This is a genomic window from Blastococcus litoris, from assembly GCF_003075095.1.
Taxonomy (GTDB): Bacteria; Actinomycetota; Actinomycetes; order Mycobacteriales; family Geodermatophilaceae; genus Blastococcus_B; species Blastococcus_B litoris.
On sequence record NZ_QCZF01000007.1, the window covers coordinates 186,268 to 200,566 of the forward strand.

A 14,299-nucleotide genomic window follows, 5' to 3' on the forward strand; every position below is an offset into this window, starting at 1 on the left:
CTAGTGCCGAGGGGCTCAGAGGCGCACGGGGTAGACCGTCTCCGGGATCTCGGGCTTGATCCGCTCCTCCACGAAGATCCCGTGCCAGATCATGAAGACCAGCACCGTCCAGAGCTGGCGGGCGGTCCGCTTGGCGCCGACGGTCGTCGGGTCGGCGCCGGGCAGCGTCGCCAGGAGGCGGCGCAGCACGTCGCGGTCGAGCCACTCGTCGGTCTGGCTGTCGGTGATGACCTGCTGGGCCCACTCGTGCAGCGGCCCGCCGAGGAACTCCGCGGTCGGCACCGGGAAGCCGAGCTTGCGCCGGTTCATGATCCGCGGCGGGACAATCTGCTCCATGGCCCGGCGCAGCGCGTACTTCGTCGCGTCACCCCGGCGCGGGACGCGCATCTCCAGCGGCAGCGTGCTGGCCAGCGCGAACACCTCGGTGTCCAGGAAGGGCACGCGCAGCTCGAGCGAGTTGGCCATCGTCATCTTGTCGGCCTTGACGAGGATGTCACCGCGCAGCCAGGTGAACAGGTCGACGTACTGCATCGCCGTGACGTCGTCGTAGCCGGCCTCGCGCGTGCGCCGGTACAGGTCCTCGGTCACCTGCACGTGCGAGAGGTCCGGGTCGTGCCCGCGCAGCATCGCGGCCAGCTCGTCGTCGCGCATGTTCCGGGCGTTGCCGTAGTACCGCTGCTCCAGCGGGGTCGAGGCCCGACGCAGCAGGTCCTGGCCCCGCACGCCCTCCGGGAGCATCCGGGCGAGCGCACCGAGGGCCCGCCGGCCCTGCGGGGGCAGCTTCGTGGCCCACGCCAGGCTGAGCGGCTCCCGGTAGATCGTGTAGCCGCCGAACAGCTCGTCGGCGCCCTCCCCGGAGAGCACCACCTTCACGTGCTTGCGGGCTTCGCGGGCGACGAAGTACAGCGGCACCAGCGCGGGGTCGGCGACGGGGTCGTCGAGGTACCAGACGACCAGGGGGATCGCGTCGGCGAACTCCTGCGCCGTCACCTCCACCGGCACGTGCCGCACCCCGAGGATCGCGGCGGACTCGGCGGCGATCTCGATCTCCGACTGCGCCTGCCGCTGGAAGCCGACCGTGAAGGTCATCAGGTCGCTGTTGTAGCGGTGGGCGAGCGCGGCGATCGCCGTGGAGTCGATGCCGCTGGACAGGAACGAACCCACGGTCACGTCGGCGCGCATGTGCATGCGGACCGAGTCGTCGAGGACGTCGGCGATGCGGTCGAACAGGGCCTGCTCCTCGCCCTTCGGCACCGGCCGGACGGGGAACGTCGGGTGGAAGTAGCGCCGGGTGCGCAGCTCGCCGTCCACGACGGTGAAGCTCGTGCCGCTCTCGATGCGGCTGATGCCCGCGTGCAGCGTCGCCGGCTCCGGCACGTACTGCAGCGTCAGGTAGTGCTGCAGCGAGGCGGCGTCCACGCCGCCGGCGGCCTTGCTGCCGCCGAGGAGCTCGAGCAGCGCCTTCTTCTCCGAGGAGAAGGCCAGCGCGCCGTCGGCCAGCCGGGTGGTGAACAGCGGCTTGATGCCGAACGGGTCGCGGGCACCGAAGACCGTCCGCGTCTCGGTGTCCCAGATGAGGAAGGCGAACATGCCGCGGAGGCGGTCGACCACGTCCTCGCCCCACAGGTGGTAGCCCGCGACGATCGCCTCGGTGTCGCCCTCGGTGGCGAAGGTCGCACCCGCGGCCTTCAGCTCGGCGCGCAGCTCCACGTAGTTGTAGATCTCGCCGTTGAAGACGATCCGGTAGCGGCCGTCGGCGTAGGGCATCGGCTGGTGGCTGTGCTCGATGTCGATGAACGACAGCCGGTTGAAGCCGAACACCGCGCGGTCGTCCCACCACGCCTCGTTCTCGTCCGGTCCGCGGTGGCGCATGCAGTGCTGCGCCTCGCGCACCGCCGTCACCGTGCCGTCGTCCACCCGGTCGGCGTCGGTGGAGAAGTAGGCGAGCAGGCCACACATCAGGCAGGAGTCCTCGGGGTGGGGGAGGGGCTGTCGGCGGGGGTCACACGCGCTCGCCGGCGCGCATCTTGCGGGTGACGGTGCGCTCGCCGACGAAGGACAGGAACGGGATGGTGCCCAGCACGAGCGTGATCGCGGTGCCCTTGAGGCTCCACTTCGCCCGCAGCGCGAGGTCCACGGCGGAGAGGAAGAACAGGGCGTAGAGCCACCCGTGCGCGGTCCCCAGGACCGTCACGGGCTCCGGGATGCCGCCCCAGTGCTTCAACGGGACGGCGACCACGAACAGCAGGACCAGCAGGACGCCGACGACGGTGGCCATGACGCGGTAGCGCTGGAGCGCCGCCGCGATGGCCTGCTCGGAGTCGCGGGCGGGGGCGGTGCGGTCAGCGGCCATGGCGCTGCCCCAGGGCCCGCTCGTTGAGCTCGGCGAGGTAGGCGTTGTAGGCGGCCAGCTCGGGGTCTCCTGACGTGTCGATGCGGGGGCGCTGGTACAGCACGACCTCGGCACCCGGGGCCTCGTCGTCCGGGTCGCGGTTCAGCTCGATCCGGACCATCCGCAGGTAGAACCACAGCCCCATGAAGCCGTAGAGGGGCCACTGCAGCGCGTAGCTCCAGTTGACCGCCCCGCCTCCGGCCTCGGCCTTGGTGAGCTGCCAGTAGCCGAGGAAGAAGGTGGCCACGAACAGGACCGCCACCAGCAGGTGCAGGAGCAGCCACTTGGGTGTCAGCAGCCGGGAGAACACGCTCTCGACTCTAACCGTCGCGCCGCGGGCACCGGGCGCGCTCGTGCCCAGCGACGGCGGTCGCGCCCCCCGTCACCCCGCGACCCGCCGGTGCGGTGTCTCCGGTGGTCAGCCGCCGAGCGGAGTCGGCTAGTCTCGGCCCACACTGTGATCGGCGTGGATGCCGTCTGCCGGAACCCGGCGGACGTCCCGCTGGGAGGACCGTCCGGGCACCCGGACGGAGGACGAGGAGGCAGCGAGCAGTGGCTCGAGGCAGCAGGCTCGCGCGGCTGGCCGCGCTCGGTCTCCTGGGGGTCGTGACCCTCACCGGATGCGAGATGCCGAACAACGAGTTCTGGCGTTTCGGCTGGCCGGAGGGCATCACCGAGCAGTCCCAGGCCATGCGCGAGCTGTGGACCGGTTCGGTCATCGCGGCTCTGATCGTCGGCGTGGCCGTCTGGGCCCTCATCGGCTGGTCGGTGGTCAGGCACCGCAAGCGCGGCGACGAGCTGCCGAAGCAGACGGCGTACAACCTGCCGCTGGAGATCGTCTACACGATCCTGCCGTTCCTGATCATCGCCGGGCTGTTCTTCTACACGGTGGTCGTGCAGAACAAGGTCCAGGAACGCTCGGACAACCCCGACGAGACGATCGCGGTCAACGCGTTCAAGTGGAACTGGCAGTTCGTCTACCCGGAGACCGAGGGGCCCGACGGAGAGCCCGTCGACACCGTCGGCACCAGCTCCGAGATCCCGATCCTGGTGCTGCCGACCGACCGCACCATCCGGTTCGAGCTGGCCTCCGCCGACGTCATCCACTCGTTCTGGGTGCCCGAGTTCCTCTTCAAGCTCGACGTCATCCCCGGCAACGAGAACGGCCGCGACAACGTCTTCGAGGTGACCGTCCAGGAGGAGGGCGCCTACGTCGGGCGCTGCGCCGAGCTGTGCGGGACCTACCACGCGTTCATGAACTTCGAGGTCCGCGCGGTGTCCGGCGACGACTACGACGCCTACCTCGAGGCGCGCGAGTCGGGCCTGGACACCTTCGAAGCGCTCGAGGAGATCGGCCAGCCCGGTCTGTCGTCGACCACCACGCCGTTCGAGTCGCTGCAGAACAAGAACATCGACCAGCAGACGTCCGGCGGCTGACGTGTCGACCCCGACCCTGATCGCTCCGACGTACGAGGAGGCACGGCCGTGAAGGTCGAGTCGCTGATCTTCAACATCATCGCGTTCTTCTGCGTGGTGGCGGCCGTGGTCTACGGCGTCTGGTCGCGGGAGCCGATCGGCACCACCGCGCTCGCCCTCTCGGCCGGTCTCACCGGTCTCATCGGCGGGTTCTTCTGGTTCGTCTCCCGCCGCATCGACGCTCGTCCCGAGGACCGCAAGGACGCCGACATCGCCGACGGCGCCGGTGAGCTCGGCTTCTTCCCGCCGGCGAGCTACTGGCCGTTCGGGCTGGCGCTGTCCGCCGGCCTCATGGGCCTGGCGCTGGCCTTCTGGTACTCCTGGCTGATCCTGATCGCGGCCGCCGCGCTGCTGATCACCATCGGGGGCCTGCTCTTCGAGTTCTACGTGGGGCAGAACGCCACCCAGAGCTGAGCTCGGCAACGCACCACCGAGGGCCCCTCCCGCACCGCGCGGGCGGGGCCCTCGGTCGTCGAGCGATCAGTTCCGGGGCCGCGACCGGTCAACCGGTGACCACCACCGCGCGCCGAGGAGGACTCCGATGGTCGAGCTGTCGCCACCCCACGCGCCGGAGGGTCCAGCCGTCGAGATCCTCCGGCCGGGCGACGACGGATACGACCGGGCGCGCCGGGTGTGGAACGCCGCGGTGGACCATCGGCCGGCCCTCATCGTCCGCTGCCGGCGCACCTCCGACGTCGTCGCCGCCATCGGGCTGGCCCGTCGCGAGGGCCTGGAGATCGGGGTCCGGTGCGGTGGGCACAGCGCCGTCGGGCTGGCCGTGCCGCACGGGGGCCTGATGGTGGACCTGACGCCGATGGGTGGTGTCCGCGTCGATCCGGAGCGGCGCCGGGCCCGCGTCCAGGGTGGAGCCCTGCTCGGTGCGCTGGACCGGGCCGCCCAGGAGCACGGGCTGGGGACGACGGCCGGCAACGTCTCGCACACCGGGGTCGGCGGCCTCACGCTCGGCGGCGGGATGGGCTGGCTCGCGCGGCGGTACGGCCTCGCGTGCGACAACGTGCTGGCGTACGAGCTGGTCACCGCCGGCGGTGAGGTCGTCCGCGCCACGGCCGACGAGAACGCGGAGCTGTTCTGGGGACTCCGGGGAGGCGGCGGCAACTTCGGCGTGGTGACCGAGTTCGAGTTCCAGCTGCACCCCACCGGGACCCGGGCGCTCAGCGTGGAGCTGGACTTCCCCCTCGCCGGCGCCTGGGCGGCGACGGCCCGGTGGCGGGACCTGCTGGCTGATGCGCCGCTCCAGGCGACCTACACGGCCGGTGTCTTCGGAGGCGTCGTCACCCTGGGCTTCGTGTGGGTCGGCGACCCGGACGAGGGCCGGGCGCACGCACGCGCGCTCACGGCGCTGGGGCAGCCGGTGGCCCGGCGGGTGGAGGAGCAGACCTACCTCGCGCTCCAGCGGAGCGGGGACACGCCCCAGGGGCACGAGCTGCGCCGGTACCTGAAGGGGCACTACTTCCGGCAGCTGCCCGATGCCGCCCTCGAGGCGCTGCTGGGGCACGACCCCGGCGTGGCGGCCAGCCTCCAGGCCTACGGCGGGGCGATCGCGGCGGTCCCGGACGACGCCAGCGCCTTCAGCCAGCGCGGCAGCGTCGTCGAGTACGTCGGTGCGGCTCGGTGGACCGATCCGGCGGAGGACGACGACCGCATCGCGGCCGCCCGCGCGAGCGCCGCCCGTCTGGAGCCGTTCGCCAGCGGCGTGTACGTCAACGTGCTGGGCGACGAGGGAGCCGCCGGGGTGCGGCGCGCCTACCCGGCCGCCAAGCTCGCGCGGCTGACCGCGCTCAAGGACGTGGTCGACCCGGACAACGTCTTCCACCTCAACCAGAACATCCCCCCGGGCCGGGTCGGCGTCGCACAGGGCGGCTGAGCGGCGCGCCCGCTCGTCCGGCGTCGGCCGGGACCGGTGGGTGACGGGGCCGGCGTCGCCCTCGCCCCGAGGGCCGGACCCGGGGACGATCCGCTGGCGCGCCGCCCACGGGACGCCGCACCACACCGCCGTCCACCGGAACCGCCTCGGACTGCAGACGTCCGTCGGCTGCGACGGCGAGATGCCAAGACGGCAGGCGGAGCCGTGCTCGCGATCCTCGTCGAGGAGCTGACGGCCCGGGGCGTCGCCGCACGCACCATGGCGCCGCCGGACGACGTCGACGAGGGAGAGCTCTTCTCCTGACGACGCAGAAGGGCCCCGGTGGATGTCCACCGGGGCCCTTCTGCTCGTCCCCGCAGGGACGCTGTGCTCAGTCGCGCGGTTCCTGCGGCCGACCGCCCTCGGAGGGCCGGCCACCCTCGGACGGACGTCCGGAGGAGGTGAGCTCGCGCTCGCTCTCACCGGGCGCCAGCCCGCGACCCTCGGCGCGCTGCTCGAGCTCGACCTGGCTCGGCTCCTCGACGGGGGAGAAGAAGCCGCGGATCGCGCGGCGTGCGCCGCCCACGTGGTTCATCCGCTTGGGCACAGGAGCGCCGCCGTAGGCCAGCTGGCTGTGGCCGTGCTCGTCCACCGGCCCGAGCGGCTGGTGGACCTCGATGAACTCGCCGTGCGGCAGCCGGCGGATGACACCGGTCTCGATGCCGTGCTCGAGGACCTCGCGGTCGTGCTGCTGCAGACCCAGGCAGATCCGGTAGCTGATCGCGTAGGCGATGGGCGGCAGGATGATCACGCCGATCCGGCCGACCCACGTCATGGCGTTCAGGCTGACGTTGAACTTGTCCGCGAAGACGTCGTTCGCGCCGGCCAGCATCAGCCAGAAGTAGAAGGTCAGCGCCATGACGCCCAGCGACGTGCGGACAGGAACGTCCCGCGGCCGCTGGAGGAGGTGGTGCGACGCGGTGTCGCGGGTCAGCTTCCGCTCGATCATCGGGTAGAGCGCCAGCAGCGTGAACATGATGCCGGCGATGACCACCGTCGGCCAGAACAGCGCCGGGATGGTGTAGTCGCCGGGGAGGTTGATGTCCCACGGCGGGAAGATCCGGGTCGAGCCGTCGAGGAAGAAGATGTACCAGTCCGGCTGGGAACCGGCCGACACCTGCGCCGGGTTGTACGGACCCCACAGCCAGACCGGGTTGATCTGCACCAGGCCGCCCAGCGCCGCGCAGACGCCGAAGACCACGAATATCAGCCCCGTGGCCTTCGCCGCGAACGTCGGGAACAGACGGTTGCCGACGACGTTGTGCTCGGTCCGGCCGGCTCCCGGGAACTGCGTGTGCTTCTGCTTGACCAGGATCAGCAGGTGCAGCGCGATGAGCGCGAGCAGGATCGCCGGGATCAGGAGCACGTGGACGATGTAGAACCGCCCGATGATCTGCTCGCCGACGTAGTCGCCGTTGAACACCGCGAAGTGCGCCCAGGTGCCGATGACCGGGATCGACAGGAGGATCGCGCTGATGATGCGGAGGCCGGTGCCCGAGAGCAGGTCGTCCGGCAGCGAGTAGCCGGTGACGCCCTCCAGCAGGGCCAGGACCAGCAGCACGACGCCGATCAGCCAGTTGGTCTCGCGCGGGCGGCGGAACGCGCCGGTGAAGAAGATGCGCAGCAGGTGGACCACGATGGACGCGACGAACAGCAGCGCGGCCCAGTGGTGCAGCTGCCGCATGAACAGGCCGCCGCGGACGTCGAACGACAGGTTCAGCGCCGAGTCGTAGGCGGCCGACATCTCCACGCCGCGCAGCGGCGCGTACGAGCCCTCGTAGACGACCTCGCGCATCGAGGCGTCGAAGAAGAACGTCAGGTACGTACCCGACAGCAGCAGGATGAGGAACGAGTAGAGCGCGATCTCACCCAGCAGGAACGACCAGTGGTCGGGGTAGACCTTGTTCATCGTCCGGCGTACCCACGGGGCGATGATCAGGCGGTCGTCCACCTCGTAGGCAGCCTTGCCCAGCTTGGTGGTCGGGGCGCCAGGTGCAACGGCGGTACGAGCCATCAGATGCGCTCCCGGTTCCAGTAGGTGGGGCCCACAGCCTCAATGTAATCGCTGCGCGCAATGAAGTAGCCCTCGTCGTCCACACCGAGCGGGAGCTGGGGGAGCGCGCGGGTGGCGGGACCGAAGACCGGCTTGGCGCCCTGCGTCACGTCGAACTGCGACTGGTGGCACGGGCACAGGATGCGGCTGGTCTCCTGCTCGTAGAGCGAGACGGGGCAGCCGGCGTGCGTGCAGATCTTCGAGTAGGCCACGTACTCGCCGTAGGCGAAGCCGGCCTGACCGTCGCGGGGCTCCAGCGTCTCCACCTGTGCCGGGCGGAGCCGGATGAGCATGGTGGCCGCATCGGCCTGCCGGTTCCCGCCCGGGACGGCCGGGAAGACCGTCTCCAGGGAGCCGGGCTCCTGGTCGCCGGGCCGGATCGGCGTGCCGTCGTCGCGGACGAGCCGTACGCCCTCGGCCCAGGCAGTGGTGCCGAGCGGGTTGCCCTTGTTCGGGTTCTTGATCAGGCCACCGAGCGGCATGATCAGCATGAGGCCGACGCCGCCGCCCATCAGGGCGAGGGAGCGGGTGATCAGCTTGCGCCGGCCCAGGCCGCTGTTGTGGTAGCCGCCGACCAGCGTCGCGCCCGCGGTGACGCGGTCGAAGTGCGAACCGTCGTGCTTGTCCTGCACCGCGGTCTCGTGCGGGAGCAGCTTCTTCGTGAAGAGCACCAGCCCGTAGCCGACGCACAGCAGCGACAGGCCCATGAACAGGCCGAGCAGGGGCGTGAAGAGCGCGCTCCAGCCGCCCTCGGTGATGTTCCACTGCCAGTCCGGCAGGAACCAGCCCGAGCCGACGTAGACGACCACGAAGAGGAAGGCGAAGAGCCCGGCCAGGGCCCACACGAGCCCGACCTGGCGGATGGCCCGCTTCTCCATGACCGAGCCGGGCTCGGGACCCGGGTCCACGTGCAGGATCTCGACGCCGTCGTAGCGGGCTCCGAGGCGGTCGAGCTCGAGCCGGCTCATCGCCGCGAGCTGCTCGGGGGTGTAGTCGTCGTCCGGGCCGCCGTACAGGGGGCCGGGGACGTCGTCGCCGCCGGTGGACCCGGGGCGGGTGTCGCGGGTGGTGCTCACGCCTTGCTCCCCATCCAGAAGATGCCGAACAGCAGGGCGGACATCCCGACGACCCAGATGACCAGACCCTCGCTGACCGGACCGATGCGACCGATGCCGGCACCGCCGGGGTCGGCCTGTGCGCTGATGGTCTGGACGTAGTTGATGATCGAGCGCTTCTCCTCGGGGGTCAGCTGGTTGTCCCCGAAGACCGGCATGTTCTCCGGCCCGCTGAGCAGCGCCGTGTAGATCTCCATGTCAGTGGCGTCGTTGAGGCTGGGCGCGTGCTTGCCCGAGCTCAGGGCGCCACCCTCGCCGACGAAGTTGTGGCAGGAGGCGCAGTTGAGGCGGAACAGCTCGCCGCCCTGGGCCAGGTCGCCGTCGCGCAGGTCGCCCGAGGGGAGGGTCGGACCGCCGCCGTTGGCCTGGACGTAGGCCATCAGCTGGTCGATCTCCTCGTCGGAGAAGACGGCCGGCTTGTCCGGCGCCTGGGCCTCCTGGCGCACGAGCGGCATGCGGCCGGTGTGCACCTGGAAGTACACGGCCGCCTCGCCGACCCCGATGAGGGACGGGCCCCGGTTCGGGACGCCCTCGAGGTTCTCACCGTGGCAGGTGATGCAGCTGCGCTCGTAGAGCTCTCGGCCGGCGGCCTCGGCAGCCGACTCGCTGGTGTCGTCGGCGGCCTGCGCCGGGGCGAACACCGAGTACAGCGCGCCGGTGAGGACCAGGGCGGTCATCAGGCCGGCCACGTTGGCCAGGCGGCGGCGGTGCTTCGAGCGGCGCCGGGCTCGGGCCCGGCGTGCGGGGTTGCCGTCGTCAGCGAGCACGGCCTCGGACTGCGGGTTCGTGGTGGACACCGGTTCCCTAGCGGATCAGGTAGATCGTGGCGAAGAGCCCGACCCACACGACGTCGACGAAGTGCCAGTAGTACGAGACCACGATCGCGGCGGTCGCCTGTGCTGGCGTGAACCGGCCCATGGTGGACCGGATGAGCAGGTAGACGAAGGCGACGAGACCCCCGATGACGTGCAGCGCGTGGAAGCCGGTGGTCAGGTAGAAGACCGACCCGTACGTCGACGACGAGATCGACGTGCCGTGCTCGGTCACCAGCACCCGGTACTCGTTGGCCTGCGCCAGCACGAAGACCAGGCCCATCACGAAGGTGATCGTGAACCACCGTCGGAGGCCGTAGACGTTGCCGTTCTCCGCCGCGAACACACCGAACTGGCAGGTCACCGAGGAGAGCACCAGGATGACCGTGAAGATGGTGGCGTAGGGCAGGTTCAGCTCGGTCGGCTCCGGCGGCCACCCATCGGTGGCGCGGGCTCGCGCGGTGAAGTACATGGCGAACAAGCCGGCGAAGAACATCAGCTCGCTGGAGAGCCAGATGATCGTGCCGACGCTGACCATGTTCGGTCGGGTCAGGGAGTGCACCCGCGATGTGTCGAAGGTGCTGCTCGCGACGGGGGCCGTTGTCACGAGGGTCATCATGGCATCGGCCGGGGCCCGGTACGACTGCGGGTGCGCTGGGCGTGGCGGCAAAGTGATCAGCTCTTTACCGATACCGCGCCTGCTCAGGGATTTGTGCTGCTCTGCCGCTAGGCTCCGCGGCGTGAGCACCGTCTCCGACACCTCTCGCAGCGAGTCCGCGCCGGCCGCCGTGGTGGTCTACAGCCACCGCGCGGAGGTCCGCGACGCCGTCCGGACGGCGGTCGGCCGGCGGCCGGCGGCCGACGTGGGTCCCATCACCTGGCTGGAGTGCGAGACCGGCGACGAGGTCGTGGCCACCGTCGACGCCGGCGGTGTCGACCTCTGCATCCTCGACGGCGAGGCCCAGCCGACCGGTGGCCTGGCGGTCGCCCGCACGCTGGACCAGGAGGTCGTCGACCGGCCCGCGGTCTGCGTGCTGATCGCCCGTCAGCCCGACCGCTGGCTGGCGCACTGGTCGCGGGCGGAGGGCACGCTGCCGCTGCCGATCGACCCGCTCACCGCCCCCGGCGTGGTGGCGGACCTGCTGCGCGAGCACGCGCAGCGCCCCGTCGTCCGCCGGTGAGCCGCCCGTGAGCGCGCCCGACCCGGATCGGCGGACCTGGCCGCAGCTGCTCAACCGGCTGCTGGCGCGCCAGGACCTCTCCGCCGCCGACACCACGTGGGCGATGCGCGAGATCATGACCGGTGAGGCCACTCCCGTGCAGGTGGCCGCCTTCGCCGTGGCGCTGCGCGCCAAGGGGGAGTCGGCCGAGGAGGTCGCCGGGCTGGCGGCCGAGATGCTGGCCCAGGCGACGCCGGTGCAGCTCTCCCGTGACTGCGTCGACATCGTCGGCACGGGGGGCGACGGGGCGCACACCGTGAACATCTCCACGATGGCGGCGGTGGTCGCGGCGGCCGCCGGTGTGCCGGTCGCCAAGCACGGGGGCCGTGCCGCGTCCTCGTCCTCCGGGGCCGCCGACGTGCTGGAGGCGCTCGGCGTCCGCATCGAGCTCCCGGCCGCCGGCGTCGCGCGCTGCGTGGAGGAGGCCGGCATCGGCTTCTTCTTCGCGCCGGTGTTCCACCCGGGCATGCGGCACGCCGGACCCGCGCGCCGCGAGATGGGCATCGGCACGGTGTTCAACTTCCTCGGGCCGCTGACCAACCCCGCCCGCCCCGGTGCCGCCGCCATCGGCTGCGCCGATGCCCGCATGGCCCCGGTGATGGCGGACGTCCTCGCCGCCCGCGGCGGTCGCGCGCTGGTGTTCCGGGGCGACGACGGGCTCGACGAGCTGACGACGGCGACGACCTCGTCGGTGTGGGTGGTGCGCGGCGGTGAGGTCGAGGCCGACCGGCTGGACCCCTCGGCCCTCGGCATCCCCGTCGCGACGGCCGACGCGCTGCGCGGCGGGCCGCCGGAGTTCAACGCCGACGTGTTCCGCCGGGTGCTCGCGGGGGAGGCGGGGCCGGTCCGCGACGCGGTGGTCCTCAACGCCGCCGCCGCGCTGGCCGCCTTCGACGAGCGACCGGCCCGCCTCCACGACGCCATCGCGGCCGGCATGGACCGCGCTGCGGCCGCCATCGACGACGGGCGGGCGACCGCCCAGCTCGAACGCTGGGTGGCGGTGAGCTCGGCGGCCGGCAGCTAATTGCTAGTCGGCGGTGTCGAAGCCGATCGAGAACGCCGCGTCGAGGTCGTGCCGGGAGTAGGCGCGGAAGGCGATGTGCGTCTCGGTCTCGAGGACACCGGGCACCTTGTTGATCCGGCCGGCGATGACCTCGGCGATCTGCTCGAACTCGCGGACCCGCACGATCGCGATGAGGTCGACCTCGCCGGCGGTCGAGTAGACCTCGCTCACGCCGTCGAGGTCGGCGATCGCCGCCGCCACCTCGGGGATCGCGTCGGTGGCCGCGTCGATCATCACGATGGCGGTGATCACGCCGGGGAGCCTAGCCGGGTGCGCCCGCCGGCGCCCGCACCCGCGGTCACCCGCTCGGGGCGGGCCCGGGTGCCCAGGGAGCGGTCGTCGGCGAACGGGTTGCGCTCGGTGCGGCCGGTCTCCACGCGTTCCAGGAACGAGCTGAAGCCGCCGGTCCCGGGCGCGGGGCAGGCCAGGGTGCCGGTGAGCTCGACGAGCCGGGTCCCGGGCTTCTCCATCCAGCGCATGATCAGCTCCGTCTCGTCGACGGTGGCCGCCAGCTCCTCCTCCGGTCCGAGGAGGGTCTCCGCCGAGGCCAGCAGGCCGGGGAGGGTGCCGCGGACCGACGTCCCCTGCGGGGCGCCGCCGGCCGCGACCAGGCGCCCGCGGCGGACGACGGAGAGGTGCCAGCCGCCCGAGCCGTCGGCGCGCGCCAGCACCAGCTCGGGGACGGCGGCCAGCGACTCCAGGCGCTGGCGGCGCCGGACCGCCCGGACGAGGACCGCGACGCGGTCGCGCAGGACGGCGGCGTCCTCGTAGCGCTCCTCGCCGGCGAGCCGCTCCACGCGGGCCAGCAGCGGGGCGACCAGGTCGGCCGGGTCGTGGTCGACGGCGGCGCGGAACACCGAGGCGATCGAGGCGTACTCCTCCACCGACTGGGCGCCGGTGCACGGCGCACCGCAGCGGCCCATGCCGAACAGCACGCACGCCGACGTCGGCACCCGCGGGGAGATCCGCGTCGTGCACTGCCTCAGCGGGAGTGCCTCGTGCACAGCCGCGACGGCGGCGTCGGCGGCGCGCCGGTCGGGGAACGGGCCGAGGAAGACGCCCGCGCCGGGGCGCACCCGCCGGACGACCGACAACCGGGGGAAGGGTTCCTCGGTCAGCCGGACCCACAGCGCGCGTTCGGGGAACCGGGAGCGCCGGTTGTACCGGGGCTTGTGCTCGGCGATCAGCCGCAGCTCCCGGACGGCCGCCTCCAGGTCGTGCGCGCAGGGGATGGCGTCGACGCGCTGGGAGAGGGCCACCATCTCGGTGATCCGGCTGCGTTGCTCGCTGGAGGAGAAGTAGCTGCGGACGCGGCTGCGCAGGTCGTTCGACGTCCCGACGTAGAGCGGCTCGTCGCGGGGGCCGCGGAAGAGGTAGACGCCCGGGCCGCGCGGCACGCCGTCGGCCAGGTGCCGCTTGCGCAGCCGCTCCGGGTCGACCTGGCGGGTGAGGCCGGTCAGCTCCTCGAGCGACGTGATGCCCAGGGGGCCCAGGCGCTCGAACAGGCCGTGCAGCACGTCGACGGTGGCGCGCGCGTCGTCGAGCGCGCGGTGGGTCGGCGAGGTGGTGGCCGAGAAGTACGGCGCCAGGGTGGCCAGCTTGCAGTTGGGCACCTCGTCGCGGCTGAGCAGCCGCCGGGCCAGCACCGCGGTGTCCACCGATGCCGCCGCCGGCCAGGCGATGCCGTTCTCGGCGCACGCGGCCTTGAGGAACCCGAGGTCGAACGGCGCGTTGTGCGCCACCAGCACCGCGCCACGGGCGAACTCGAGGAATCCCGGCAGCACCGCGCCGATCCGCGGCGCCGCGGCGACCATCATCGACGTGATCCCGGTCAGCACGCTGATGTAGGGCGGGATCTCCCGCCCCGGGTCGACCAGCGTCTGGAACTCGCCGAGCACGACGCCACCGCGCACCTTGACCGCACCGATCTCGGTGATCGCGCTGTCCTTGGGCGATCCGCCCGTCGTCTCCAGGTCGACCACGACGAAGGTGACGTCGGCCAGCGGCGTGCCGAGCTCGTCGATCGTGACCTGCTCGTACCGGCTCAGCTGGGGGGCGGCAGCGGGAGGGAAGGGCACGGGGCGGACGGTAGGTCGGGGTAATGACACTCTTGTGATGCCGCGCCGGGGGAGGGCGGCGCGCGGGTTGTCGCCCGCCGGAGGGGAACCGCCCTGTTTCGCCTGGCGGACGGCGGGTGTTCAGGACACCATCTCCCCTGGTGGGCCGCGCCCGAGGACGAGCGCG

At 72.0% G+C, this 14,299-nt stretch carries 14 protein-coding genes; 5 read left to right on the forward strand and 9 right to left on the reverse strand.

Features of this window, described 5'->3' with window-relative positions:
* Positions 1–15: 15 nt before the first annotated feature.
* From asnB to DCS98_RS16410, 3 genes are read right to left on the reverse strand one after another with little or no spacing between them, the layout of a single operon-like run.
* Positions 16–1,959 carry an asparagine synthase (glutamine-hydrolyzing) gene (gene asnB, locus DCS98_RS16400; protein WP_116452450.1) on the reverse strand — a complete coding sequence of 648 codons (1,944 nt, stop codon included), beginning with the start codon at positions 1,957–1,959 and terminating at the stop codon, positions 16–18.
* A gap of 43 nt (positions 1,960–2,002) precedes the next feature.
* On the reverse strand, positions 2,003–2,353 hold the full coding sequence (locus DCS98_RS16405) for a DUF3817 domain-containing protein (RefSeq protein ID WP_116452451.1): 351 nt from the start codon (positions 2,351–2,353) through the stop codon (positions 2,003–2,005).
* Positions 2,343–2,702 carry a metalloprotease gene (locus tag DCS98_RS16410; protein ID WP_116452452.1) on the reverse strand — a complete coding sequence of 120 codons (360 nt, stop codon included), beginning with the start codon at positions 2,700–2,702 and terminating at the stop codon, positions 2,343–2,345. The genes DCS98_RS16405 and DCS98_RS16410 overlap by 11 nt, the downstream gene beginning before the upstream one ends.
* A gap of 242 nt (positions 2,703–2,944) precedes the next feature.
* Between DCS98_RS16410 and ctaC the strand changes: the two genes are divergently transcribed.
* From ctaC to DCS98_RS16425, 3 genes are all read left to right on the forward strand, one after another.
* A complete protein-coding gene (gene ctaC / locus DCS98_RS16415) occupies positions 2,945–3,829 on the forward strand; it encodes an aa3-type cytochrome oxidase subunit II (RefSeq protein ID WP_206340305.1) in 885 nt (294 codons plus the stop codon).
* Between the two features lie 48 nt (positions 3,830–3,877).
* Entirely contained in the window at positions 3,878–4,282 is a 405-nt protein-coding gene (locus tag DCS98_RS16420) for a cytochrome c oxidase subunit 4 (RefSeq protein WP_116452453.1), read from the forward strand.
* A gap of 127 nt (positions 4,283–4,409) precedes the next feature.
* The gene (locus DCS98_RS16425; protein ID WP_116452454.1) at positions 4,410–5,753 is read left to right on the forward strand and encodes an FAD-binding oxidoreductase; all 1,344 of its coding nucleotides are present in this window, start codon (positions 4,410–4,412) and stop codon (positions 5,751–5,753) included.
* A 370-nt stretch (positions 5,754–6,123) separates the two neighbouring features.
* Here DCS98_RS16425 and qcrB read toward each other — a convergent pair whose 3' ends face one another.
* The 4 genes from qcrB to ctaE are packed head-to-tail and all read right to left on the reverse strand — an operon-like array spanning position 6,124 to position 10,379.
* Positions 6,124–7,806 (reverse strand): cytochrome bc1 complex cytochrome b subunit, encoded by a 1,683-nt coding sequence (gene qcrB, locus DCS98_RS16430; protein WP_116452455.1) that lies wholly within the window; start codon positions 7,804–7,806, stop codon positions 6,124–6,126.
* Positions 7,806–8,921: a cytochrome bc1 complex Rieske iron-sulfur subunit gene (qcrA, locus tag DCS98_RS16435; protein ID WP_116452456.1), complete on the reverse strand. Its 1,116-nt coding sequence runs from the start codon at positions 8,919–8,921 to the stop codon at positions 7,806–7,808. The genes qcrB and qcrA overlap by 1 nt, the downstream gene beginning before the upstream one ends.
* Positions 8,918–9,757, reverse strand: a complete 840-nt coding sequence (gene qcrC, locus DCS98_RS23945) for a cytochrome bc1 complex diheme cytochrome c subunit (RefSeq protein ID WP_277394621.1) — start codon at positions 9,755–9,757, stop codon at positions 8,918–8,920. Before qcrC ends, qcrA begins: the two co-directional genes overlap by 4 nt.
* 7 nt (positions 9,758–9,764) lie before the next feature.
* Positions 9,765–10,379 carry an aa3-type cytochrome oxidase subunit III gene (ctaE, locus tag DCS98_RS16445; protein WP_277394622.1) on the reverse strand — a complete coding sequence of 205 codons (615 nt, stop codon included), beginning with the start codon at positions 10,377–10,379 and terminating at the stop codon, positions 9,765–9,767.
* 133 nt (positions 10,380–10,512) lie between these two features.
* Here ctaE and DCS98_RS16450 point away from each other — a divergent pair, with 133 nt between their 5' ends.
* On the forward strand, positions 10,513–10,953 hold the full coding sequence (locus DCS98_RS16450) for a hypothetical protein (RefSeq protein ID WP_116452458.1): 441 nt from the start codon (positions 10,513–10,515) through the stop codon (positions 10,951–10,953).
* A gap of 7 nt (positions 10,954–10,960) precedes the next feature.
* On the forward strand, positions 10,961–12,016 hold the full coding sequence (gene trpD, locus DCS98_RS16455; RefSeq protein ID WP_116452459.1) for an anthranilate phosphoribosyltransferase: 1,056 nt from the start codon (positions 10,961–10,963) through the stop codon (positions 12,014–12,016).
* 3 nt (positions 12,017–12,019) lie between these two features.
* On the opposite strand, the gene DCS98_RS16460 is transcribed toward trpD, so the two are convergent.
* Positions 12,020–12,307 carry an Lrp/AsnC family transcriptional regulator gene (locus DCS98_RS16460; protein ID WP_116452460.1) on the reverse strand — a complete coding sequence of 96 codons (288 nt, stop codon included), beginning with the start codon at positions 12,305–12,307 and terminating at the stop codon, positions 12,020–12,022.
* Entirely contained in the window at positions 12,304–14,133 is a 1,830-nt protein-coding gene (locus DCS98_RS16465; protein ID WP_206340306.1) for a DEDD exonuclease domain-containing protein, read from the reverse strand. The genes DCS98_RS16460 and DCS98_RS16465 overlap by 4 nt, the downstream gene beginning before the upstream one ends.
* Between the last annotated feature and the right edge of the window lie 166 nt (positions 14,134–14,299).

Coding starts and splice junctions, on each gene's coding strand:
- asnB (WP_116452450.1), bottom strand. CDS start 1,959: ATGTGTGGCCTGCTCGCCTACTTCTCCACCGACGCCGACCGGGTGGAC.
- DCS98_RS16425 (WP_116452454.1), top strand. CDS start 4,410: ATGGTCGAGCTGTCGCCACCCCACGCGCCGGAGGGTCCAGCCGTCGAG.
- qcrB (WP_116452455.1), bottom strand. CDS start 7,806: ATGGCTCGTACCGCCGTTGCACCTGGCGCCCCGACCACCAAGCTGGGC.
- DCS98_RS16405 (WP_116452451.1), bottom strand. CDS start 2,353: ATGGCCGCTGACCGCACCGCCCCCGCCCGCGACTCCGAGCAGGCCATC.